The organism is Citrobacter sp. R4, from assembly GCF_026719175.1.
GTDB classification, from domain to species: domain Bacteria; phylum Pseudomonadota; class Gammaproteobacteria; order Enterobacterales; family Enterobacteriaceae; genus Citrobacter_A; species Citrobacter_A sedlakii.
On the sequence record NZ_JAPPSU010000001.1, the window covers coordinates 334,444 to 356,689 of the forward strand.

The 22,246-nt window shown below is 56.9% G+C and carries 20 protein-coding genes; 11 read left to right on the forward strand and 9 right to left on the reverse strand.

Features of this window, described 5'->3' with window-relative positions; all coding sequences use genetic code 11:
* Positions 1-4: 4 nt before the first annotated feature.
* On the reverse strand, positions 5-904 hold the full coding sequence (locus tag OOJ60_RS01585) for a glycyl-radical enzyme activating protein (protein ID WP_205611807.1): 900 nt from the start codon (positions 902-904) through the stop codon (positions 5-7).
* A gap of 132 nt (positions 905-1,036) precedes the next feature.
* On the opposite strand from OOJ60_RS01585, the gene fsa reads away from it, so the two are divergent.
* Entirely contained in the window at positions 1,037-1,699 is a 663-nt protein-coding gene (gene fsa, locus OOJ60_RS01590; RefSeq protein WP_205611808.1) for a fructose-6-phosphate aldolase, read from the forward strand.
* A 146-nt stretch (positions 1,700-1,845) separates the two neighbouring features.
* On the opposite strand, the gene moeB is transcribed toward fsa, so the two are convergent.
* Both moeB and moeA read right to left on the reverse strand, forming a co-directional pair.
* On the reverse strand, positions 1,846-2,595 hold the full coding sequence (moeB, locus tag OOJ60_RS01595) for a molybdopterin-synthase adenylyltransferase MoeB (RefSeq protein ID WP_181821686.1): 750 nt from the start codon (positions 2,593-2,595) through the stop codon (positions 1,846-1,848).
* Entirely contained in the window at positions 2,595-3,830 is a 1,236-nt protein-coding gene (gene moeA, locus OOJ60_RS01600) for a molybdopterin molybdotransferase MoeA (RefSeq protein ID WP_199956358.1), read from the reverse strand. Before moeA ends, moeB begins: the two co-directional genes overlap by 1 nt.
* Before the next feature lie 184 nt (positions 3,831-4,014).
* Between moeA and iaaA the strand changes: the two genes are divergently transcribed.
* From iaaA to gsiD, 5 genes are read left to right on the forward strand one after another with little or no spacing between them, the layout of a single operon-like run.
* Positions 4,015-4,980, forward strand: a complete 966-nt coding sequence (gene iaaA, locus OOJ60_RS01605; protein WP_205611809.1) for a beta-aspartyl-peptidase — start codon at positions 4,015-4,017, stop codon at positions 4,978-4,980.
* The gene (gsiA, locus tag OOJ60_RS01610) at positions 4,967-6,838 is read left to right on the forward strand and encodes a glutathione ABC transporter ATP-binding protein GsiA (RefSeq protein ID WP_205611810.1); all 1,872 of its coding nucleotides are present in this window, start codon (positions 4,967-4,969) and stop codon (positions 6,836-6,838) included. Before iaaA ends, gsiA begins: the two co-directional genes overlap by 14 nt.
* Positions 6,839-6,866: 28 nt before the next feature.
* A complete protein-coding gene (gene gsiB, locus OOJ60_RS01615) occupies positions 6,867-8,405 on the forward strand; it encodes a glutathione ABC transporter substrate-binding protein GsiB (protein WP_205611811.1) in 1,539 nt (512 codons plus the stop codon).
* A gap of 17 nt (positions 8,406-8,422) precedes the next feature.
* Positions 8,423-9,343 (forward strand): glutathione ABC transporter permease GsiC, encoded by a 921-nt coding sequence (gsiC, locus tag OOJ60_RS01620; RefSeq protein ID WP_205611812.1) that lies wholly within the window; start codon positions 8,423-8,425, stop codon positions 9,341-9,343.
* A gap of 2 nt (positions 9,344-9,345) precedes the next feature.
* Positions 9,346-10,257 carry a glutathione ABC transporter permease GsiD gene (gene gsiD / locus OOJ60_RS01625; protein ID WP_042285003.1) on the forward strand — a complete coding sequence of 304 codons (912 nt, stop codon included), beginning with the start codon at positions 9,346-9,348 and terminating at the stop codon, positions 10,255-10,257.
* Between the two features lie 71 nt (positions 10,258-10,328).
* On the opposite strand, the gene rimO is transcribed toward gsiD, so the two are convergent.
* Positions 10,329-11,663, reverse strand: coding sequence for a 30S ribosomal protein S12 methylthiotransferase RimO (rimO, locus tag OOJ60_RS01630; protein WP_205611813.1), 1,335 nt, complete (start codon positions 11,661-11,663; stop codon positions 10,329-10,331).
* 264 nt (positions 11,664-11,927) lie between these two features.
* On the opposite strand from rimO, the gene bssR reads away from it, so the two are divergent.
* Both bssR and OOJ60_RS01640 read left to right on the forward strand, forming a co-directional pair.
* On the forward strand, positions 11,928-12,311 hold the full coding sequence (gene bssR, locus OOJ60_RS01635) for a biofilm formation regulator BssR (protein ID WP_042285000.1): 384 nt from the start codon (positions 11,928-11,930) through the stop codon (positions 12,309-12,311).
* Positions 12,312-12,439: 128 nt separating this feature from the next.
* On the forward strand, positions 12,440-13,555 hold the full coding sequence (locus OOJ60_RS01640; RefSeq protein ID WP_205611814.1) for a PQQ-dependent sugar dehydrogenase: 1,116 nt from the start codon (positions 12,440-12,442) through the stop codon (positions 13,553-13,555).
* On the opposite strand, the gene OOJ60_RS01645 is transcribed toward OOJ60_RS01640, so the two are convergent.
* Both OOJ60_RS01645 and OOJ60_RS01650 read right to left on the reverse strand, forming a co-directional pair.
* The gene (locus OOJ60_RS01645; RefSeq protein ID WP_205611815.1) at positions 13,552-14,838 is read right to left on the reverse strand and encodes an ABC transporter substrate-binding protein; all 1,287 of its coding nucleotides are present in this window, start codon (positions 14,836-14,838) and stop codon (positions 13,552-13,554) included. The two genes, OOJ60_RS01640 and OOJ60_RS01645, sit on opposite strands and share 4 nt — an antisense overlap.
* Positions 14,839-14,860: 22 nt before the next feature.
* On the reverse strand, positions 14,861-15,952 hold the full coding sequence (locus OOJ60_RS01650) for a cellulase family glycosylhydrolase (RefSeq protein WP_042284995.1): 1,092 nt from the start codon (positions 15,950-15,952) through the stop codon (positions 14,861-14,863).
* A gap of 143 nt (positions 15,953-16,095) precedes the next feature.
* Between OOJ60_RS01650 and OOJ60_RS01655 the strand changes: the two genes are divergently transcribed.
* Complete coding sequence (locus OOJ60_RS01655) at positions 16,096-17,133, forward strand: LacI family DNA-binding transcriptional regulator (protein ID WP_205611816.1); 1,038 nt, start codon at positions 16,096-16,098, stop codon at positions 17,131-17,133.
* 18 nt (positions 17,134-17,151) lie between these two features.
* Here the strand turns inward: OOJ60_RS01655 and OOJ60_RS01660 are convergent, their stop codons facing one another.
* The gene (locus OOJ60_RS01660; RefSeq protein WP_205611817.1) at positions 17,152-17,778 is read right to left on the reverse strand and encodes a glutathione S-transferase family protein; all 627 of its coding nucleotides are present in this window, start codon (positions 17,776-17,778) and stop codon (positions 17,152-17,154) included.
* A gap of 248 nt (positions 17,779-18,026) precedes the next feature.
* Between OOJ60_RS01660 and dacC the strand changes: the two genes are divergently transcribed.
* On the forward strand, positions 18,027-19,229 hold the full coding sequence (dacC, locus tag OOJ60_RS01665) for a serine-type D-Ala-D-Ala carboxypeptidase (protein ID WP_060569946.1): 1,203 nt from the start codon (positions 18,027-18,029) through the stop codon (positions 19,227-19,229).
* A 39-nt stretch (positions 19,230-19,268) separates the two neighbouring features.
* Here dacC and deoR read toward each other — a convergent pair whose 3' ends face one another.
* Together deoR and ybjG are read right to left on the reverse strand one after the other, a co-directional pair.
* Positions 19,269-20,027 carry a DNA-binding transcriptional repressor DeoR gene (gene deoR, locus OOJ60_RS01670; RefSeq protein WP_042284989.1) on the reverse strand — a complete coding sequence of 253 codons (759 nt, stop codon included), beginning with the start codon at positions 20,025-20,027 and terminating at the stop codon, positions 19,269-19,271.
* 71 nt (positions 20,028-20,098) lie between these two features.
* Positions 20,099-20,707 carry an undecaprenyl-diphosphate phosphatase gene (gene ybjG / locus OOJ60_RS01675; RefSeq protein ID WP_205611818.1) on the reverse strand — a complete coding sequence of 203 codons (609 nt, stop codon included), beginning with the start codon at positions 20,705-20,707 and terminating at the stop codon, positions 20,099-20,101.
* A gap of 298 nt (positions 20,708-21,005) precedes the next feature.
* Between ybjG and OOJ60_RS01680 the strand changes: the two genes are divergently transcribed.
* The gene (locus OOJ60_RS01680; RefSeq protein ID WP_042284986.1) at positions 21,006-22,238 is read left to right on the forward strand and encodes an MFS transporter; all 1,233 of its coding nucleotides are present in this window, start codon (positions 21,006-21,008) and stop codon (positions 22,236-22,238) included.
* The last annotated feature ends 8 nt before the right edge of the window (positions 22,239-22,246 follow it).

Below are 22,246 nucleotides of genomic sequence, written 5' to 3' on the forward strand. Positions count from 1 at the left end.
AGGGCTATCCTCGTAAAGTCGCGGTTAAACCTTTCGCGCAGGCGTACTGCTGCGCATAGGCAAGCAGTTCTGGCGCATCCAGCGGTTTTTCCGGCGCGTTGTAGGGTTGATTGAGTAAGTGATATTTGTTGATGCCCAGCGTGTGATAGGGCAGAAAGTGAATTTCGCGAACGCGTAGCGTGTCGGCGGCAAAATCGGTGATGGCTTCGATCGCTTCTTTGTCGGCGTTAAATCCCTGAATCAGTGGGACGCGGATAATCATCTGCTTACCCGCCGCCGCGACCCGCTTCAGGTTGCCCAGCACCCGCGCGGCGCTGCCATCGGTCCACTGTTTGAACGGCGCCTCGGCGACGTGCTTCAAATCGGCGAGGAATAAATCAACGTATTCCAGCGAAGGCGCAATGTACTTCCACGGGACATGCAGGCAGGTTTCAACTGCGGTATGGATCCCTGCTTCATGGCTGGCTTTCAACAGCGAAGCGGCAAGCGCCGGTTGCATAAAGGGTTCGCCGCCGGAAAGGGTGATGCCGCCGCCGCTGCGATCGTAAAAGGGTTTGTCGCGCAGCACGGTAGCCATAATGTCGTCCACGTTCCGTTCTTCGCCACAAACCGTCAGGGCCTGAGTCGGACAGCAATCGTTCAGCGCGGCGAGCTGTTTTTCGGTAAGATTTTCACGGTGGATCACAAGGCCATTCAGCGCGCGTTCGATCACGGCTGGCGCAGCCTGGGCGCACAGCTGGCAGCCCTCCAGACACAGGCGCGGATCAAACAGCAGATCCGGCGTGCGCGACCGGCTTTCCGGATTCTGGCACCAGCGACAGCCCAGCGAGCAGCCCTTCAGGAACACGACGGTGCGGATGCCGGGACCATCGTGGGTTGAATAACGCTGAATATTAAAAATCATAACCGGCCTCATTTGTTTCGTATAAAGATTAAAATACTTTCGAATGAAAGTTATATTGACGTGTATCAACTAACATGGCGGTTTTACCGTGGTATCTTTGTTTTAAGCTAACGATCAGTTTGAGGAATAGGTATGGAACTTTATCTGGATACTTCCGACGTTGAGGCCGTTAAGGCACTGGCGCGGATTTTCCCTCTCGCGGGCGTGACCACCAACCCGAGTATTGTCGCCGCAGGCAAAAAACCGCTGGAGGTGTTGCTGCCTGAATTACGTGATGCGATGGGTGGTCAAGGGCGTCTGTTTGCCCAGGTGATGGCGACGACGGCGGAAGGGATGGTCAGCGATGCGCGCAAGCTGCGTGGGATCATTGCGGATATCGTGGTCAAAGTTCCGGTAACGGCGGAAGGGCTGGCGGCGATTAAATTGCTGAAAGCGGAAGGCATTCCGACCCTCGGCACGGCAGTGTACGGCGCGGCGCAAGGGCTTCTCTCCGCCCTGGCGGGGGCAGAGTATGTCGCGCCATACGTTAACCGCATGGATGCGCAGGGAGGGGACGGGATCCAGACCGTGACCGATCTCCAGAACCTGCTGAAAATGCACGCTCCTCAGGCGCAAGTGCTGGCGGCGAGCTTTAAAACCCCGCGTCAGGCGCTGGATTGCCTGCTGGCAGGCTGTGAGTCGATCACCCTGCCGTTGGACGTTGCGCAGCAGTTGATCAGCTATCCGGCAGTGGATGCCGCCGTCGCCAAATTTGAGCACGACTGGCAGAGCGCGTTCGGTCGTACCTCAATCTGATCCCCGGCCGGGTGGGGCGTAAGCCTTATCCGGCCTCATAGCAGTCCGGTTCAGACAAACATGCGCATGGCGCGCCAGCGTTACAGCGCGACGTTTTCCTAACGCTCGAGTCCCTGTGCGCCAGTCGGTCGTCACCGGGACGTATGTTATTTCCCGCACACTTCGCAGGTTGGGTTGCGCATCAGTTTCATTTCGCGAAACTGGCAGGTCATCGCGTCGTAGATGACAATTTTGCCGCGTGCGGGCTGTCCATAACGCGCCAGCAGTTTTATTGCCTCCATTGCCTGTAGCGAGCCAATCACGCCAATCAGCGGCGCCATGACGCCCGCTTCGACGCAGGTGAGGGCGTTTTCGCCAAACAGGCGGCTCAGACAGCGATAGCAGGGTTCGCCTTCCTGATAGGTAAAGACGCTGATCTGACCCTCCATGCGGATTGCCGCGCCGGATACCAGGGGAACCCTGGCGGCAAAGCAGCCCGCGTTGAGCTGGTTGCGAACGGCGACATTATCGGTACAGTCCAGCACCAGATCGTGTTTAGCGATAAGCGCGCTAAGCGCTGTATCATCCAGCAGAGCGTTGATCGGCGTAATCGTAATGTGTGGATTAATCCGTCGCAGCGCCTCCCGCGCAGACTCAACTTTAGCCTGCCCGATCGTCGCGTCGCTGTGCAGGGTCTGACGCTGCAGGTTGGACAACGACACGGTATCGAAATCCAGTAGCGTCAGTTGTCCGACGCCTGCGCTTGCCAGATATTGCGAGGCGGCGCAACCGAGTCCGCCAAGCCCGACGATCAGTACTCTGGCCGCCTTCAGCGCTTCCTGACCGTCAAAATCGAAGCCGCGCAGGATGATTTGCCGGTTGTAGCGCAGCATCTCCTGGTCGCTGAGTTCCGCCATTACAGGCCCCCAAACAGTGCGTTAAACGGCTCGACGTCCACCCATTCGCCGGCCTCCACATTCCCGCGCTCACGCTCCAGCACAATGAAGCAATTTCCTTGGCTGAAGGAGCTAAAAATATGCGAGCCCTGGTGTCCCGTCGTGCTCACTTCCAGCTCGCCGTTCGCGTTGCGCTGTAACACGCCGCGCTGGAAGTCGAGACGTCCCGGCGTTTTTTTCAGACGCGAGGCGGTGCGGACCCGCTGACGGGGCGGTAAGCCGCTGGCGTTGTTACCGCTCAGTTTCGCCAGCAACGGTTGCACCAGCTGGTAAAACGTCAGCGCTGCGGAGACAGGGTTGCCCGGCAGGCCACAGAACCAGCTGTTGCTAAGCTGACCGAACGCGAACGGTTTGCCTGGCTTGATCGCCAGCTTCCAGAAAGCGATCTCGCCGAGTTCTTCCAGAATGGTTTTGGTGTAATCCGCTTCGCCAACCGATACGCCGCCGGAACTGATAACCACGTCGGCCTGGCTGTCGGCTTCAATAAACGCCGCGCGCAGGGCGTTCGGGTCGTCGCGAATAATCCCGAGATTGATCACCTCACAACCCAGTTGTTCCAGCATCAGGTGCACCGCCAGGCGGTTGGTGTCATAAATTTGCCCCTCGCCGAGCGGCTGACCCGGCAGCTGCAGTTCATCCCCCGTGGAAAACAGCGCAACGCGCACTTTACGCACCACCTGTACCCCGGCAATGCCGAGCGACGCCAATACCGGCAGCTCTGCGGTGGTCAGGCGCGTACCGACAGGAAATACCACCGCGTTTTGGCTGATATCTTCTCCGCGACGGCGAATATTTTGCCCGGCGCGAACGTCAGCGGTAAACCGAATACCGCTGTCCGTTTGTTCTGTGTGCTCCTGCATTACCACCGCCTCACAGCCTGCGGGAACCGGCGCGCCGGTCATAATGCGAATGCAGCTTCCGGCGGGCCAGTCACCGTCAAACGGCTGACCGGCAAAGGCTTTACCGGCGACGGGCAGGGGGTGCCCGGCAGCGAGGTCGGCGAGGCGTACCGCATAACCGTCCATTGCGGAATTATCAAAGCCCGGCACGTCCAGCGGCGAGACCACATCGGTGGCCAGAATGCGACCAAAGCACTGCACCAGCGGCAGCGTCTCAACGGCGGTAAGCGGGGTCACACGCGACAGCATATTGGTAAGCGCCGTTTCCAGCGGCATCAGTCCGGCGGTAAATTCCATGAAAACACTCCTGCGGGGCAAACTCGAATCCGTCTATTATGTCAGAAAATGGCGGGGGACTGTATGCTCCCTCGGACGTAGCCTGCGTCCTGAACCTTTACATGCCAAACGCATCTTTCTATATTCAAAAATCGAATCAATAACTCTACGAAATTCTGATATTTGTAGAAGACGGATGATAATCATGGGCAAAGCAGTCATTGCAATTCACGGCGGCGCTGGCGCTATCTCGCGCGCACAGATGAGCCACGAGCAGGAGTTACGCTATATCCAGGCGTTGTCTGACATCGTAGCGGTCGGACAAACGATGCTGGAAGCAGGAGAAAGCGCACTGGATGTGGTGACGGAGGCCGTGCGGTTGCTTGAAGAGTGTCCACTGTTTAACGCGGGCATCGGCGCGGTATACACCCGCGACGCCACCCATGAACTGGATGCCTGCGTCATGGACGGTAACACCCTGAAAGCCGGGGCGGTGGCGGGCGTCAGTCATCTGCGTAATCCCATTCTCGCCGCCAGGCTGGTGATGGAACACAGTCCCCATGTCATGATGATTGGTCCTGGCGCGGAAGCATTTGCTGCCGGACTGGGGATGTCGCGTGTCTCCCCGGAAATTTTCTCGACGCCGGCACGTCTGGAACAGCTTCTGGCCGCGCGCGCTAGCGGTGAAACGCGGCTCGATCATAGTGCCGCGCCGTTAGATGAAAGTAAAAAAATGGGCACCGTTGGCGCGGTGGCGCTCGATTTACAAGGTAACCTGGCGGCGGCAACCTCGACGGGCGGCATGACCAATAAACTGCCAGGACGCGTGGGCGACAGCCCGCTGGTCGGCGCGGGCTGCTATGCCAATAATGCCAGTGTGGCGGTGTCCTGTACCGGCACCGGGGAAGTGTTTATTCGCACGCTGGCCGCCTATGACATTGCCGCGTTGATGGAGTACGGCGGCCTGAGTTTATCCGAAGCCTGCGAGCGCGTGGTGATGGAGAAATTACCGGCGTTGGGCGGCAGTGGAGGGCTGATCGCCGTTGATCATGAAGGGAATGTCGCGTTGCCCTTTAACAGTGAAGGCATGTATCGCGCCTGGGGCTACGCGGGCGATACACCAACCACCGGAATCTACCGGGAACAAGGGGATACCGTTGCCACACAGTGATGAGCTTGCCGCCAGCGATGTACTGGCGGTCAGCAAACTGACCATTGCCTTTCGGCACGAGGAGCAGCGCGTCGAGGCGGTGCGGGATCTGTCGTTTCGCCTCAAGCGCGGCGAGACGCTGGCGATTGTCGGCGAATCCGGATCGGGAAAATCGGTAACCGCGCTGTCGCTGATGCGGCTGCTTGAGCAGTCCGGCGGAGAAGCGCACAGTGAACAGATGCTGCTGCGCCGACGAAACCGCGACGTGATTGAGCTGGGGGAACAAAGCGCCTCACAGCTGCAGCGCATTCGCGGCGCCGATATCGCGATGATTTTTCAGGAGCCGATGACCTCCCTCAACCCGGTGTTTACCGTAGGCGAGCAGATCGCCGAGTCGATCCGTCTGCATCAGGGGCTAGGGCGGGAAGAGGCGATGGCGGAAGCTAAACGCATGCTCGATCAGGTTCGCATTCCTGAAGCAAACGCGATTCTGTCGCGCTATCCCCATCAACTTTCCGGCGGGATGCGCCAGCGGGTTATGATCGCGATGGCGCTCTCCTGTCGTCCGGCGGTGTTGATCGCCGACGAACCGACAACCGCGCTGGATGTCACTATACAGGCGCAGATCCTGCGCCTGATCAAGGTGTTGCAGCAGGAGATGTCGATGGGGGTGATTTTCATCACGCACGATATGGGCGTGGTGGCCGATGTCGCCGACCGCGTACTGGTGATGTATCAGGGCCAGGCGTTAGAAACCGGCGATGTTCAGCATATTTTCCGTGCGCCGCAGCATCCCTACACCCGGACGCTCCTGGCGGCAGTACCAACACTGGGCGCGATGCAAGGGTTGCCTTATCCGCGCCGCTTCCCGCTCATTTCCCATGACGAACCGGATACCTGCGAGCCGCCGACGGATCAGAATACGGTGGTGGACGGCGAGCCAATATTGCAGGTGCGCAATCTGGTTACCCGTTTTCCCCTGCGTAGCGGCATCCTGAACCGCGTGACGCGGGAAGTACATGCGGTTGAAGACGTCAGCTTCGATCTCTGGCCGGGCGAAACCCTGTCGCTGGTGGGGGAGTCCGGCTGCGGTAAATCCACTACCGGACGGGCGTTGCTTCGGCTGGTGGAAAGCCAGTCCGGCGAGATTATTTTTCAGGGGCAGCGTATAGATAACCTGCCTGCCCGCAAGCTGCAGTCTTTGCGGCGTGATATTCAGTTCATCTTTCAGGATCCTTATGCCTCGCTCGATCCCCGCCAGACCGTAGGGTATTCCATTGGGGAACCGCTAAGAGTACATGGGGTGCTTGAGGGGGACGCGGCGGCAAAAAGAGTGGCGTGGCTGCTGGAACGGGTTGGGTTGCGCGCCGAGCACGCCTGGCGCTATCCGCATGAGTTCTCTGGCGGACAGCGCCAGCGTATCTGCATTGCCCGCGCGCTGGCGCTGAACCCGAAGGTGATCATCGCCGATGAGGCGGTTTCGGCGCTGGACGTCTCGATTCGTGGTCAGATTATTAATCTGCTGCTCGACTTACAGCGGGAAATGGGCATTGCTTATCTGTTTATTTCGCATGATATGGCGGTGGTGGAGCGCATCAGCCACCGCGTCGCGGTCATGAACAGGGGGCGTATTGTGGAGATAGGGCCGCGTGCAGCGCTGTTTGAACATCCGCATCATCCCTACACGCGCAAGCTGATGGCGGCGGTTCCGGTGGCTGACCCCGGGCGGCAACGACCGCAACGCGTGTTGTTATCGGACGAACTTCCCAGCAATATTTATCGACGCGGGGAGAGGGTGACGCCTGTTTCATTGCAGTTAGTCGGGCCAGGGCACTATGTCGCACGTCCGCAACAAGAAAATGCGCTTTCGCGCTTATAACAATCAGGCAGGGTACAGGAGAAAAATTATGACAACATTCGTTCCCCGGCAGTGGCTATTGGCTCTCGGCGCGGCCTCCGTACTGGCCGCCACGCCCGCGTTTGCGGCGAAAGACGTCGTGGTGGCGGTAGGTTCCAATTTCACCACGCTCGATCCTTACGATGCGAATGACACCTTATCGCAGGCGGTCGCTAAATCTTTTTACCAGGGGCTGTTTGGACTGGATAAAGAGATGAAGCTGAAAAACGTGCTGGCGGAAAGCTACACCGTTTCCGATGACGGCCTGGTGTATACCCTAAAACTGCGTCAGGGCGTGAAGTTCCAGGACGGGAGCGACTTTAACGCCGACGCGGTGAAAGCGAACCTCGATCGCGCCAGCAACCCGGATAATCGACTTAAACGTTATAACCTGTATAAAAATATCGCTAAAACTGAAGTGGTTGATCCCGCGACCGTAAAAATTACCCTGAAGCAGCCTTTTTCGGCGTTTATCAACATTCTGGCGCATCCGGCAACCGCGATGATTTCGCCGAAAGCGCTGGAAAAATATGGCAAAGAGATCGGCTTTCATCCGGTCGGGACCGGGCCTTACACGCTTGAAACGTGGAACCAAACCGATTATGTGAAGGTGAAAAAATTCCCCGGTTACTGGCAAAAAGGGTTACCGAAGCTCGATACCATTACCTGGCGTCCGGTAACTGACAACAATACCCGCGCGGCGATGCTGCAAACCGGCGAAGCGCAGTTTGCGTTTCCTGTTCCTTACGAGCAGGCCGCGCTGCTAGAGAAAAACAAAAATCTGCAACTGGTGGCCAGCCCGTCGATCATGCAGCGTTATATCAGCATGAACGTGACGCAAAAACCGTTTGATGACCCGAAAGTGCGTGAGGCGTTGAACTACGCCATTAACCGCCAGGCGTTGGTGAAGGTGGCGTTTGCTGGCTATGCGACCCCGGCGACCGGAGTGGTACCGCCGTCCATTGCCGGGGCGCAAGCCTACACGCCGTGGCCTTACGATCCGGCAAAAGCGCGTGAACTGCTGAAAGAGGCCGGATACCCGAACGGCTTTAGCACCACGCTGTGGGCCTCGCACAATCACAGTACCGCCCAGAAAGTGCTGCAGTTTACTCAGCAGCAACTGGCGCAGGTGGGCGTTAAGGTTCAGGTGACGGCGATGGACGCCGGACAGCGCGCTGCGGAAGTGGAAGGTAAGGGGCAGAAAGAGAGCGGGGTGAGGATGTTTTACACCGGCTGGTCGGCTTCTACCGGCGAAGCGGACTGGGCGTTGTCGCCGCTGTTTGCCTCGCAAAACTGGCCGCCGACGCTGTTTAACACCGCCTTTTACAGCAATCAACAGGTAGACCGCGATCTGGCGCAGGCGTTGAAAACCACCGACCCGCAGGAGAAGGCGCGGCTGTATAAAGAGGCGCAGGATATCCTCTGGCAGGCGTCGCCGTGGATCCCGCTGGTGGTAGAAAAACTGGTCTCGGCGCACAACAAAAAGCTGACTGGCTTCTGGATTATGCCGGATACGGGCTTCAGCTTTGACGACGCCGACTTGCAATAAGCCACCCCGGGAATCTGATGCTTAACTATATTCTCAAGCGCTTGTTGGGGTTGATTCCGACGCTGTTTATTGTGGCGGTGCTGGTTTTTTTATTCGTCCATCTGCTCCCCGGCGATCCGGCGCGGTTGATCGCCGGGCCGGAAGCCGACGCGCAGGTCATCGAACTGGTGCGTCAGCAACTGGGGCTTGACCAGCCGCTGCATGTCCAGTTCTGGCATTACATGACCAACGTGTTGCGCGGCGATTTTGGCCTTTCGATGGTCTCCAGGCGACCCGTTTCCGAGGAGATTGCCAGCCGTTTTATGCCTACGCTGTGGCTGACGCTCACCAGTATGGTGTGGGCGGTTCTGTTCGGCATGGCCGCAGGTATTGTCGCCGCTGTCTGGCGCAACCGCTGGCCCGATCGCCTCAGCATGACGCTCGCCGTTACCGGGATCTCCTTTCCGGCCTTTGCGCTGGGGATGCTGCTGATGCAGGTGTTTTCCGTCGGGCTGGGCTGGCTGCCGACCGTGGGGGCCGATAGCTGGCAGCACTATATTTTGCCGTCAATCACCCTGGGCGCAGCGGTGGCGTCGGTGATGGCGCGCTTTACCCGCGCGTCCTTTGTCGATGTGTTAAGCGAAGATTACATGCGCACCGCGCGGGCGAAAGGGGTGAGTGAAACCTGGGTGGTGCTCAAGCACGGACTGCGCAACGCCATGATCCCGGTCGTCACCATGATGGGGCTGCAGTTTGGCTTTTTGCTCGGCGGTTCCATCGTGGTGGAGAAGGTCTTTAACTGGCCGGGGCTGGGGCGTCTGCTGGTGGATTCGGTGGAAATGCGGGATTACCCGGTGATACAGGCCGAAGTGCTGTTATTCTCGCTGGAATTTATTCTTATCAACTTAGTGGTGGATGTGCTCTACGCGGCCATTAACCCGGCTATCAGGTACAAGTAAGGATGCGATTACGTCACTGGCGCCGTCAGGCGATATTGAACGCGATGCCTCTGGTGAAACCGGAGCGGGTGCGCACGCCGTGGTACGAATTCTGGCGACGCTTTCGTCGCCAGCATGCGGCGCTGATTGCCGGTCTGTTTGTGCTGGCGCTGATTGTGGTGGCGGTGTTTGCCCGCTGGCTGACGCCGTTTGATGCGGAAAATTATTTCGACTACGACCGGCTCAACGAAGGTCCGTCGGCGCTGCACTGGTTCGGCGTGGACTCGCTGGGCAGGGACATCTTCAGCCGGGTGCTGGTCGGCGCGCAAATCTCCCTCGCGGCGGGGGTATTCGCTGTGCTGATCGGCGCGGCGATCGGTACGGTGCTGGGGCTGCTGGCGGGCTACTATGAAGGCTGGTGGGATCGGCTGATTATGCGCATCTGCGATGTGTTGTTCGCCTTCCCCGGCATTCTGCTGGCGATAGCCGTGGTGGCGGTGCTCGGCAGCGGCATTGCTAACGTGATTATCGCCGTGGCGATATTCTCGATCCCGGCCTTCGCGCGCCTGGTACGTGGCAATACGCTGGTGTTGAAGCAGCAAACATTTATCGAGTCGGCCCGAAGCATTGGCGCCAGCGATGCGACGATCCTCTTCAACCATATTCTGCCCGGAACCGTTTCGTCGATTGTGGTGTTTTTCACCATGCGCATAGGGACGTCAATCATTTCGGCGGCAAGTCTGTCGTTTCTTGGTTTAGGGGCGCAGCCGCCGACGCCGGAGTGGGGCGCGATGCTTAATGAAGCGCGAGCGGATATGGTGATCGCGCCGCACGTGGCGCTGTTCCCGGCGGTGGCGATATTTTTGACGGTACTGGCGTTTAACCTGTTAGGCGATGGACTGCGGGACGCGCTGGATCCGAAAATTAAAGGGTAAGCGAGGGGAAGGGACCGGTGTTGACCGGATGCGACATAGATGGCGCATCCGGCAATCCTGAGGGGCAAACGTTAAACCCGGGAACCCCACAAATCATATTCGTCGGCGTTTTCCACCTTAACGCGAATCACATCGCCGGGCTTCACGTGGGTCTCACCGTTCAGGTAAACCGCGCCGTCAATTTCCGGTGCGTCCGCCATGCTGCGGCCGATCGCGCCTTCCTCGTCCACCTCATCAATGATCACCTGTATCTCGCGGCCCACTTTCTCCTGCAGGCGTTCGGCGGAAATCTGTTGCTGTAGCTGCATAAAGCGGTTCCAGCGCGCTTCTTTTACCTCTTCCGGCACCTGATCCGGCAGCGCGTTTGCGCCTGCGCCCTCGACCGGGCTGTATTTGAAGCAGCCGACGCGGTCGAGGCGCGCTTCTTTCAGGAAGTCGAGCAGCATCTGGAAATCGTCTTCCGTCTCACCCGGGAAACCGACGATAAACGTCGAACGCAGCGTCAGTTCCGGACAGATTTCACGCCACTGTTTGATGCGCGCCAGCTGGCGGTCAACGGAACCCGGACGCTTCATGAGCTTTAGAATGCGCGGGCTGGCGTGCTGCAACGGAATATCCAGATACGGCAGGATTTTGCCTTCCGCCATCAGTGGGATCACGTCATCGACATGCGGATACGGATAGACGTAATGCAGACGCGTCCAGATGCCGAGCCTGGACAACTGCTCGCACAGGCTCACCATGCTGGTTTTCACCGGCTCACCGTTGTGGAAACCGGTGCGGTGTTTCACGTCCACGCCGTAGGCGGAAGTGTCCTGGGAAATCACCAGAATCTCTTTTACCCCGGCGTCGACGAGGCGTTTGGCTTCGCTCAGTACTTCGCCAATGGGACGGCTGACAAGATCGCCACGCATGGACGGAATAATGCAGAAGGTGCAGCGATGGTTACAGCCTTCGGAAATTTTCAGATAGGCGTAGTGACGCGGGGTCAGCTTCACGCCCTGTTCCGGCACCAGGCTCAGGAACGGGTTATGCTTCGGTTTGGGCACGTAATGATGGACGTGTTCCAGAACCTGCTCATAGCTGTGCGGTCCGGTAATTTCCAGCACTTTCGGATGGACTTCGCGGATCTGATCTTCTTTCGCGCCCAGACAGCCTGTCACGATCACTTTGCCGTTTTCATTCAGCGCTTCGCCGATGGCTTCCAGCGACTCCTGCACGGCGCTGTCGATAAAGCCACAGGTATTAACGATGACCATATCTGCATCGTCATAGCTCGGGACAACGTCGTAACCTTCAGTGCGCAGTTCCGTCAGGATACGTTCTGAATCGACAAGGTTCTTCGGGCAGCCAAGAGAGACAAAACCAATCTTTGGCTGCAGGGAGGGATTTCGGGTTTGTGACATGCTGATTTACTCACGTTGCATCAATGGCGCGGGATTTTAACGGCATAGTGGCGGAAATTATACAGGAATGTGCGCGTCCCGACAGATTAGTTATTAGCGGCGGCGAAAACGCCCTGGCTCAGCGCTGCTGAGGGAGGTCAGATGCATTATTAACATTGTAAATAATGTTAATTCCCGGTGAATTATTGATCTCCGGCAGCTTTTTGAGCAAAAAACGACCATACTATAAAATTGCACTATGGTTGCAAAAAGGAGGAACGAAGTATGTTCGTTGACAGACTGAGAACCGATCTGCTGAATAAGCTGATCAACGCCAGGATAGACCTCGCTGCGTATCTGCAGCTACGGAAGGCGAAAGGATACATGTCAGTCAGCGAGAATGATCATCTACGTGATAACTTTTTCGAACTGAACCGTGAGCTGCACGATGAATCGTTGCGCTTCACTTTGCATCTCGACCAGGAAGAGTGGGATGCTTTGCACCGTGCCGAAGGGGCGCTGGCCGCTGCTGCCGTGTGCCTGATGAGCGGACATCAGGACTGTCCGACTGTCATTGCCGTCAACGCAGATAAACTCGATAACTGCCTGACGACGTTAACGCTGAGCATTCAGAGTCTGCAGGCCAACTCAACGGCTGAATATGCCTGAAGCCAGTTCTGGAAACCTGTCTGTAATAAGGGGGAGGATGCTCCCCCTTCATATTAAGTTTTTGTAAAAATCGCCGCGTTATGTTCCTTGCTGACTACGCTTTAACCCAGAGTCATCAAGGAGGCGTTATGCGTCTATCGCTTATCCCGTTTATCCCCGCACTGTTATTTTCAGCGTTAGCGCAGGCCGACCCCCCCGCGCTCAACGTTGAGGTATTGCAAACCAAACTGGACCACCCGTGGGCGCTGGCGTTCCTGCCGGAGGATACCGGTATGCTGATAACCCTGAAGGGGGGGCAGCTACGTCACTGGCAGGCGGGAAAAGGGCTTTCCGACCCGCTGGCGGGCGTCCCTAAGGTCTGGGCGAACGGTCAGGGCGGTCTGCTGGACGTGGTGCTGGCGCCGGACTTTGCCGAAACGCGGCGTGTCTGGCTCAGCTATGCGGAAGCCGACGCGGAGGGTAAAGCAGGCACGGCGGTCGGCTTCGGGCGGCTCAGCGACGATCTTTCGCGGCTGGAGAACTTCCAGACCGTATTCCGCCAGATGCCCAAACTGTCCACCGGTAATCATTTCGGCGGCCGTCTGGTGTTTGACGGTAAGGGATATCTGTATATTGGTCTTGGCGAAAACAATCAGCGACCCACGGCGCAGGATCTCGACAAACTTCAGGGCAAAGTGGTGCGTCTTACTGAGCAGGGTGAAGTACCGTCTGATAACCCGTTTGTCAACCAGGCGGGGGCGCGTCCAGAAATCTGGTCTTACGGGATCCGCAACCCACAGGGGATGGCGATGAATCCGTGGAGCCAGGTACTGTGGCTGAATGAGCACGGCCCGCGTGGCGGTGATGAGATCAATATCCCAGAGAAAGGCAAAAACTACGGCTGGCCGCTGGCTACATGGGGGATCAACTACAGTGGCTTTAAGATCCCGGAAGCAAAAGGGGAAACGGTGGAAGGCACCGAGCAGCCGATTTTTTACTGGAAGCATTCCCCGGCAGTCAGCGGCATGGCGTTTTACAACAGCAACACGTTCCCGCAGTGGAAGCAAAAGGTGTTTATCGGCGCGCTGAAGGATGAAGATGTGATCGTCATGAACGTCGACGGGGATAAGGTCAGCGAAGAGGGACGCATTCTGGGTGAACGGGGTCAGCGCATCCGCGACGTGCGCGTCGGACCCGACGGTTATCTGTATGTTCTGACCGACGAGTCCGACGGCGAGCTGTGGAAAGTTAGCCCGCGTAGTTAGCGCATAATCCGCCTGAGTACGCGGTTAGCCTGCTGTTCAAATTCGCTGGCCGCTTCATCGATCGTTGCTTTTCCATGGTCGATGTTTTCCCGTGCGGCGGTAAAGAGAGCGATAATTTGCGGATCTTCCAGCCACGGCATAACCGGCGAGTGGTTCGGTAGCGCCGCGGACTGCTGGAGTCCGGTGACCACCGGATCGTCGTCTTTTAATACGCCTGCGTCGCGCAGAATTTTCTCGCCCGCCGCACTCAGCGGAACGCCACGTTCCAGCCCGGTCGCCAGCACACCCTCGGGCTGACTCATCAGAAAATCGATCAGCATTGCCGCTTCCTGAGGGTGTTTGCTGTGTTTACTAATAGAGAACATGAGCGCGGTTTTATTAAATTGCCCGGCATCTTTTGCGCCTTCACGCATCGGATATGGCCCCATTACCAGATCGGACGGATTAGGGAGATTCTGTGATTCCGCTGGATACAGCACATTCCAGTTATAAATACCGGCCCATTCACCGTTGATCCACGGCTTCATTTCGTAATAGACCCCTTTACCGTAGGCCGCCAGCTCTTTGGCATCCGGGATGACGTGCTGGTCGGTCAGTTGCTTATAGAAGGTAAAGGCTTCCACCAGCTCCGCATGACTCCAGGCGATTTTGCGCCGTTGCTCATCAACCATGGGCTTTTGGTATTTTTGATACAGCCAGGAACGCAACAGCAGCAACCCGTCCTGTTCTGAAAGGATCAACGGATAATAGTTATCGCCGAGCTTCTGTTTGAAAACCGTTCCGGCCTTCAGCAGTTCATCCCAGGTTTCAGGAAACGCCACCCCCGCTTTTTTCCATGTCGCCGCGTTGTAATAAAACAGCATGACGTTTGCCGAGACGGGAATCGCGTTAATTTTGCCCTTGACGGTGGTGGTCGCCAGCGAGGCGGGAGAATACTGGTCCAGCCCAACCGGCCCGCTGAGCTGGCGGAGATCGTAAAAACCCTCGCCGTTTTTCGACAGCAGGGTTAGCCAGTTCCAGTTGGTTTGCATAACGTCGGCTTCCGTGCCGCTGTTCATTTGCGTGGTGAAACGCGAATAGTAACCGTCCCAACCGGTATATTCCGCTTTCACCTTAATACCGGGATACCTGGCCTCGAATGCGTCCAGCGCTTTCAACGTGGCCTGATTACGTACTTTCCCGCCCCACCAGGCAAAGCGAATCTCTACCGGTTTAGCGGACCAGGCGCTGGCGGCGGCGCTCAGACCGCAGCAAACCAGCAGAAATAACAGTGATTTTCTCATCGTAAACGTTCTCCATGTTGATTTATGTCCGGCTATTGCGCTGCTGCCGACGAGAATCAGTAAGTTGTTTCACCAGGCGCATTTCCTCTTCGCGCCATGGCGTGCCGTCCGGTTTCAGCACATCGTGAAACCAGAGCGACTGCGGGTCAGGATGGCATTTATTGACCCCAGGCCAGGGGATCCAGGTTTGCGTTTTGCCCTGCACCAGCCCCCAGTGATAGCAGCCGGTATCGAAGGCGCTGAACAGCGGCAGTTGCTCGCTGAATACACACTGGGTGTGGCGGGAAAGCCATTCGGTGCAAAGCACCGGACGGCCGTAGCGGGAAAGGGTATGCAGAAGCGATGCCTGGGTTGCCGCGGGCGCGTAGGCGTGATAGCTGATGATATCCGACAGCGCTATTGCGGCAACGTCAATGGGATGTTCAAGGGTGCCCCAGACATCATGCTCAACGTGCCAGGCGGCAGCGGTCAGCGGCTGTGAGGGGCTGGCGCTCCGCGCCCAGCTAAAAACCTTGCGCAGCAGTCGCAGGGCGTGTTCTTCCAGTTCTACATCCACTTCCGCATAGTCGGTGGGGGAGACGAACACGCCACGGTTGCCCGGTTCGTTGTACAGGTCCCAGATGGCGATGCGCCCGTCGTTGGCGAAACGGGTAATGATATCGCAAACGTAGGCTTCCACCTGTGGCCACGGGTCAGCAGACATCACTATCTCCCGGCCCGGGCTGGCGGCGGCCTGGCTGTTATGTACGCCGGGAGTGGGCGCTTTTTGCGGTCCATACCACGGCTCGTCGCCGGAAAAACCACAGTCGTCCAACAGCGTCAACATCACCTGCATATTGTGGCGCGCGGCAACGTTGAGAAAAGCGTCAATACGCGCCATCAACCCGTCCCGGTCATGCTGCCAGACCACATACGGCAGATTAGTACGCAGTGCGTTGTAACCGTATCGTTCCGCCCACGCCAGCTCCTGTTCAATTACCGGTAAATCAAAGGTCTCAGCCTGCCACATTTCGTTCCAGTTAACGGCGGTCCGTGGAAGGTAGTTGAATCCGCAGGCCCAGCCGTGCTGCGCAAACCATGCCTGCGCCTGGCGAATAGTCCATTGTTGTTGCATCGTTTTTCTCCTTGCTAATATTATTAGCTAATTTTTATTAACTTTATTTCAGATGCAATCACGGCGCGAGGAATCTGCAAAGGCGTTCACAAATTAACGCCGGGGAGAGTGTGGTATAGTCTGGCGAGGCAGAAGGAGTTGATATGCAAAAGAAGAATAAAATAACCATGAGTGATATTGCCCGCGAAGCGGGGGTATCACAGGCTACCGTGTCGCTGGTTCTGAATAACAGCCGCAGCATTCGCTTAAGCGAGGCCACGCGCGAGCGCGTGTTTCAGGCCGCGCGGCTGTTGGGTTATCAAAAACTGACGGTAGCGCATCGCCAGGAAGGGCAGGAGGAGATCGCCCTGCTGGTCAGCGGGATGCCGTGCTACGACCCCTTTGTCGACGCGTTAAGCGAGGCCAGCAGCACCGCCTGGCAGCATGACATGCTGCTTACCGTCTATGATTACGGTGATGACGTTGAACTGGCGCGGCATATTTTGCAACAGCTTGCCCAGCGTCACTGCGCGGGCGTTATTTTTGCCAGTCCGGTTACCCGGGTCTTTGACTTTTCCCCGTTCAGACATGCCGTTCAGATGCCTGTGGTCCTGCTGAATCAGTACGATCCGACGCGTCCTCTGTTGCCTACCTTCTTGCCGGATGATAAGGCTAACGCCTGTCAGGTGACACAGCATTTGCTCGATCAGGGCGTGACGCGTATCGCGCATATCATGGGCGACGAATGGATGGACGCCAGTCGGTTACGTCTGGAAGGTTACCAGCAGACCCTCGGGGCCGCGGGCATTCCTCTGGAAGAACAGCTTGTTCGCCAGACAGACTGGTCGCTGAACGCAACCTATCACGCCACCCAGGCGTTGATGCAGTTGCCTCAGCCGCCTGAGGCCATTTTTTGCGCCAGCGACTGGATGACGTTGGGCTGCTATCAGGCGCTGGCGGCGATGGGCGTGAAGATCCCCGACGATATACTGGTGTGCGGTTATGACGATCAGCGCATTTCGCATCAGCTTACCCCGCAGCTTACCAGCGTTCAACTGGCCTATAACGAGCTGGGGAAAATGGCGGTGGAATATTTATGTCAGGGCGATGATAACGCGACGCACTGCAGGCTGGTGGGTAAACTTCAGGTACGCGGCAGTAGCCTGCGTACCGGAAAAGGGCCGGGGCGAAAAGAATCTTAACCGGCCTGATTGTGCGCATTAACTCACCGGGATCATCACCGTTTTACGAAACGCCGGGCGTTCGGCAAGCTGCTGATACCAGCGTTCGAGGTGCGGGCGCGGGGTCCAGGTCAGGCCGACGTTAAACAGGTTATAGACGAACGGCGCGATGGCGATGTCGCCCAGGCCGAACGTATTTCCCGAAAACCAGGTGTGATTCGCCAGTTCTGCATCAAGAATCGCAAACAGCTCATCACAGCGTTTGGCGCCGGCATCAATTACGGCCTGGTCGCGCTGCTCCGGTGGGGTGCGCACCAGGCCCATCAGCACCACGCGATGCGCCGGGCTGAGCGTCTGGTTCGCCCAGTCCATCCATTTTTCACCCTCAGCGCGGCGCGCAGGCGCATCGACCCACAGGCGTTTCTGTCCATACTGCGCCGCCAGATAACGCACGATTGCGTTGGATTCCCAAAGCACAAGATCCGTTTCATCGTCACGCAACAGAGGCACCAGCCCGTTCGGATTCATCGCCAGATAATCGGGATCCTGATTCACACCAAACTGGCCTCCCGCCAGGATATGGCTAAACGGTAATTCCAGTTCTTCGAGCGTCCATAACACTTTCTTGACGTTGGTTGAGTTATTGCGACCCCACAGCGTAATCATAATTACCCCTCACAAAATGGACAGCCTCCGGGCTGCGTTCGTCTTCCATGGTGAGATAAACCTAACATTTACGCAACAGTCTGCAAAAAAAACGCCCCGGTTGCAGCGTGACGGGGCGTTATTGCATAAACTTTAAAAACTTTACCAACTTACGGTTCCCTTACGCTTCTTAGTGCGTTATTACTCACCGCACTTATTATACGGTGGTATGACGTATATTTTTTTGAATGGATACTCGGGTGGCATTTATGACGTATTTATCTTCTTCCCTCCGTAATATCGCAGCGGGTTCAGCCCTGTTATTCCTTTTCGCGCCAACCGCAATGGCGGCGGAACAGACCATTGCCGCGCCTGCCGTGGATGCGCGCGCGTGGATTTTAATGGATTACGCCAGTGGTAAAGTGCTGGCGGAAGGTAACGCTGACGAGAAGCTGGACCCGGCGAGCCTGACGAAAATCATGACCAGCTACGTTGTCGGGCAGGCGCTGAAAGCGGGCAAAATTAAGTTGACCGATATGGTGACCATTGGTAAAGACGCATGGGCGACCGGCAACCCGGCGCTGCGCGGCTCGTCGGTCATGTTTCTTAAGCCTGGCGATCAGGTGGCGGTATCTGACCTGAATAAAGGGGTGATCATCCAGTCCGGCAACGACGCCTGTATTGCCCTGGCGGACTATGTCGCCGGCAGCCAGGAATCGTTTATCGGTCTGATGAATGCTTATGCGAAAAAGTTGGGGCTGACCAACACTACGTTCCAGACAGTTCACGGCCTGGATGCGCCGGGCCAGTTTAGTACCGCGCGCGACATGGCGCTGCTTGGCAAAGCGTTGATCCACGATGTGCCGGAAGAGTACGCCATCCATAAAGAAAAAGAGTTTACCTTTAATAACATCCGCCAGCCTAACCGTAACCGTCTGCTGTGGAGTTCCAGTCTCAACGTTGATGGTATGAAAACAGGTACCACGGCGGGCGCGGGGTATAACCTGGTGGCATCGGCAACCCAGGGCGATATGCGCCTGATCTCGGTGGTGTTGGGGACCAAAACCGATCGCATCCGCTTTAACGAATCGGAAAAACTGTTGACCTGGGGCTTCCGCTTCTTTGAGACCGTGACGCCGATCAAACCAGACGCCACTTTCGTCACCCAGCGCGTCTGGTTTGGCGACAAGAGTGAAGTCAACCTGGGCGCTGGTGAAGCCGGGTCGGTGACCATCCCGCGCGGACAGCTGAAAAACCTGAAGGCCAGCTTTACCCTGAATGAACCGCAGCTCACCGCGCCACTGAAAAAAGGTCAGGTTGTCGGCACCATCGACTTCCAGCTTAACGGGAAATCCATTGAACAACGTCCGTTGATGGTCATGGAAAACGTCGAAGAGGGCGGCTTCTTTAGCCGGATGTGGGATTTCGTGATGATGAAGTTCCACCAGTGGTTTGGCAGTTGGTTCTCTTAAGACGCCAGAAGGCCGGAGAAACGCCGTCTCCGGCCTGATTTAGTACATCACCTTAATCCGCTGCGCTTTGGCGAAGTGGATAAATTCATCGTCGGGACAGCGGTCGCTGACTATTGCGTCAAAGCGTTTCAGATCGCCCATTCGCGCCGGGCGCACTTTGCCGAATTTACTGTGATCCACCACCAGGACATGACGCTGCGCCATCGACATCGCCCAGTGCTTCACCGGTAATTCTTCCAGGTTAAAACAGGTCGCGCCTTTGCTGATATGTACCCCTGCGGCGGAATAAAAGGCAATGTCCGGACAGATATTGTTCAACGTTTCCTGCGCGTCAAGCGGCTTGAAAATGGCGTTGCTGGCATGAAATTCACCGCCGCAAAGAATGGCGCGGCACAGCGGTTTTTCCTGCAGCGCGAGAAAGGTATTCAGTGAATAACAGACCGCGGTGAACGGTGTGTCGTTATCGATCGCTTCGATGATCCACGGCGTGGTGGTGCCGCAGTCAAAAAACAGCGTTTGATGAGGCTGAACCAGCTCTGCCGCCAGGTGCGCCGCACGCCGCTTTTCTTCGACCAGGCGAGACTTTTGATCGCTTAACAGGTAATGGCTGGCGCTGCGGGGCTCCAGCACAATATAGCCGCCCAGCAGCACGACCGGCGCGCTACGGCTATTCAGGTCGCGACGAATCGTCATTTCAGAAACGCCCAGCAGGGTCGCGGCTTCCTTGAGATGAAGTTTATCGCTGCGTTTCAGTGCCTGCAGCAGTTGACCAATACGCTCATCGCGACGAGTTTCCATAATTCCCCTGGACGAATAAATAAGCACGCTGCTGATAGCAGAGTGCTTAATATTACTCTTTTTCCCCCGGTTTAGTCACGCACCCAGCCTTTGCGAATGGGCAGGGCAAAGCAGAACCGATAGGCATTTTGCAGCCCGCGATACAGAGCCGCGCCGTATTTTTGCCAGATCATCTGCGCGTTCAGACAGCCAATCATCCCCGCCAGCAGTCCGCCTAGCATATCAAGCGGCCAGTGAACGCCGAGATAAATGCGGGACCAGGCGATGGTGAGCGCCAGCGCCATCAGGATGACGCCGGACCACAGGCGATGCCAGAAAAGAAACGCCAGCGCAAAGGTAAAAATGACCGTTCCGTGATCGCTTGGATAAGAGTCGTCCGCCGCATGGGGAAGATAGTGGTAGCCCACGCCTTCCGCAAACGGGCGCTCGTGGGGGAACAGGTGCCCCATCAGCCAGGAGACCAACAGGCTTACCGCCAGCGCCAGCGTCATTTTGACAATCAGTTGGCGCTGGGCGCAAACCTGGCCGCGCGGCCCCCAAAGCCAGAGCGCTACGGCGGCGAGGGGCACGATACCGATCAGATCTTTTGCGATAAAGATAGCGAGGGAAATCATCCAGGACGCCGAGTCCGGCGTAGCGTTAATTAACGTGAACAACGAATAGTTTATATTTTCCAGCATAACTTCCAGACTCAGTGCGTTGACGTAATAACCTGTGCAGGAACGAGAATAAAATTGGCGATCCCACGGGTAAAGCGGCATTGTCCTATTCACCTGTTAAATGAGGTGTTTTTAAGACATTAACGCCTGTTAATCGCTCATGATAAAGCCGCTAACGTAGACTGACCTTAAACCAAGGGGGCGGTAGAGATGAGACGGTAAAAATGTGCGCAATTTACTTTCGCTGCGCATAATTCACTATCTCCGGTGGCGCAGTTTCATTACACTTTGCGCGATTTTTAACTGGCGATGAGATTGCATGCAAAACCGTTTACAACAAGGTGCCCGGCTTGGACGTCAGGCGCTGCTTTTCCCTCTCTGTCTGGTGCTCTACGAATTCTCGACCTATATCGGTAACGATATGATCCAACCCGGCATGCTGGCGGTGGTGGCGCAGTATCAGGCGGGGATTGACTGGGTACCGACATCCATGACCGCCTACCTGGCGGGCGGCATGTTTCTGCAGTGGTTGTTAGGGCCGCTGTCGGATCGTATTGGCCGTCGGCCGGTCATGTTAGCTGGCGTGGTATGGTTTATTGTCACCTGTCTCGCCACGCTGCTGGCGCAAACGATCGAACAGTTCACCCTGCTGCGTTTTTTGCAGGGCATCAGTTTATGTTTCATTGGTGCGGTAGGTTATGCGGCGATACAGGAGTCGTTTGAGGAAGCGGTGTGTATCAAGATCACCGCGTTAATGGCCAACGTCGCGCTGATCGCGCCGCTATTAGGTCCGCTGGTGGGCGCGGCCTGGGTGCACGTTCTGCCGTGGGAAGGGATGTTTGTGCTGTTTGCCGTACTGGCGGCGATGGCGTTTTTTGGCCTGCAACGGGCGATGCCTGAAACGGCGACGCGCATCGGCGAGCCGCTTTCGTTAAAGGCGCTCGGACGTGATTACCAGCAGGTCATGAAGAACGGGCGCTTTGTCGCTGGCGCGCTGGCGCTCGGATTTGTCAGTTTGCCGCTGCTGGCCTGGATTGCGCAGTCGCCGATTATCATTATCAGCGGTGAACAGCTCAGCAGTTATCAATATGGCCTGCTGCAGGTGCCGATTTTCGGCGCACTGATTGCCGGAAATCTGGTGCTGGCGCGTCTGACTTCCCGCCGCACGGTGCGTTCGCTGATTATCATGGGCGGCTGGCCGATTGTGCTGGGGCTGATTCTTGCTGCGGCGGCAACGGTGGTTTCATCCCATGCTTATCTGTGGATGACCGCCGGGCTGAGCGTCTATGCGTTTGGTATTGGTCTGGCGAATGCCGGGCTGGTACGTTTGACCCTGTTTGCCAGCGACATGAGCAAGGGCACTGTTTCCGCGGCGATGGGGATGTTGCAAATGCTCATTTTCACCGTCGGCATAGAGGTCAGCAAATATGCTTATCTGAGCGGTGGAAACGGATTGTTCAGCCTGTTTAACCTCACTAACGGTATTCTGTGGCTGCTGCTGATGGCAATCTTCCTGAAAGATAAACGGGTCGGGAACACCCGGGAAGGATAACGCCATGA

Excerpts from the sequence above, each read along its gene's own strand:
- OOJ60_RS01585 (WP_205611807.1), bottom strand. The coding sequence starts at position 904 with ATGATTTTTAATATTCAGCGTTATTCAACCCACGATGGTCCCGGCATC.
- fsa (WP_205611808.1), top strand. The coding sequence starts at position 1,037 with ATGGAACTTTATCTGGATACTTCCGACGTTGAGGCCGTTAAGGCACTG.
- moeB (WP_181821686.1), bottom strand. The coding sequence starts at position 2,595 with ATGGCGGAACTCAGCGACCAGGAGATGCTGCGCTACAACCGGCAAATC.
- moeA (WP_199956358.1), bottom strand. The coding sequence starts at position 3,830 with ATGGAATTTACCGCCGGACTGATGCCGCTGGAAACGGCGCTTACCAAT.
- iaaA (WP_205611809.1), top strand. The coding sequence starts at position 4,015 with ATGGGCAAAGCAGTCATTGCAATTCACGGCGGCGCTGGCGCTATCTCG.
- gsiB (WP_205611811.1), top strand. The coding sequence starts at position 6,867 with ATGACAACATTCGTTCCCCGGCAGTGGCTATTGGCTCTCGGCGCGGCC.
- gsiC (WP_205611812.1), top strand. The coding sequence starts at position 8,423 with ATGCTTAACTATATTCTCAAGCGCTTGTTGGGGTTGATTCCGACGCTG.
- gsiD (WP_042285003.1), top strand. The coding sequence starts at position 9,346 with ATGCGATTACGTCACTGGCGCCGTCAGGCGATATTGAACGCGATGCCT.
- rimO (WP_205611813.1), bottom strand. The coding sequence starts at position 11,663 with ATGTCACAAACCCGAAATCCCTCCCTGCAGCCAAAGATTGGTTTTGTC.
- bssR (WP_042285000.1), top strand. The coding sequence starts at position 11,928 with ATGTTCGTTGACAGACTGAGAACCGATCTGCTGAATAAGCTGATCAAC.
- OOJ60_RS01640 (WP_205611814.1), top strand. The coding sequence starts at position 12,440 with ATGCGTCTATCGCTTATCCCGTTTATCCCCGCACTGTTATTTTCAGCG.
- OOJ60_RS01645 (WP_205611815.1), bottom strand. The coding sequence starts at position 14,838 with ATGAGAAAATCACTGTTATTTCTGCTGGTTTGCTGCGGTCTGAGCGCC.
- OOJ60_RS01650 (WP_042284995.1), bottom strand. The coding sequence starts at position 15,952 with ATGCAACAACAATGGACTATTCGCCAGGCGCAGGCATGGTTTGCGCAG.
- OOJ60_RS01655 (WP_205611816.1), top strand. The coding sequence starts at position 16,096 with ATGCAAAAGAAGAATAAAATAACCATGAGTGATATTGCCCGCGAAGCG.
- OOJ60_RS01660 (WP_205611817.1), bottom strand. The coding sequence starts at position 17,778 with ATGATTACGCTGTGGGGTCGCAATAACTCAACCAACGTCAAGAAAGTG.
- dacC (WP_060569946.1), top strand. The coding sequence starts at position 18,027 with ATGACGTATTTATCTTCTTCCCTCCGTAATATCGCAGCGGGTTCAGCC.
- deoR (WP_042284989.1), bottom strand. The coding sequence starts at position 20,027 with ATGGAAACTCGTCGCGATGAGCGTATTGGTCAACTGCTGCAGGCACTG.
- ybjG (WP_205611818.1), bottom strand. The coding sequence starts at position 20,707 with ATGCTGGAAAATATAAACTATTCGTTGTTCACGTTAATTAACGCTACG.
- OOJ60_RS01680 (WP_042284986.1), top strand. The coding sequence starts at position 21,006 with ATGCAAAACCGTTTACAACAAGGTGCCCGGCTTGGACGTCAGGCGCTG.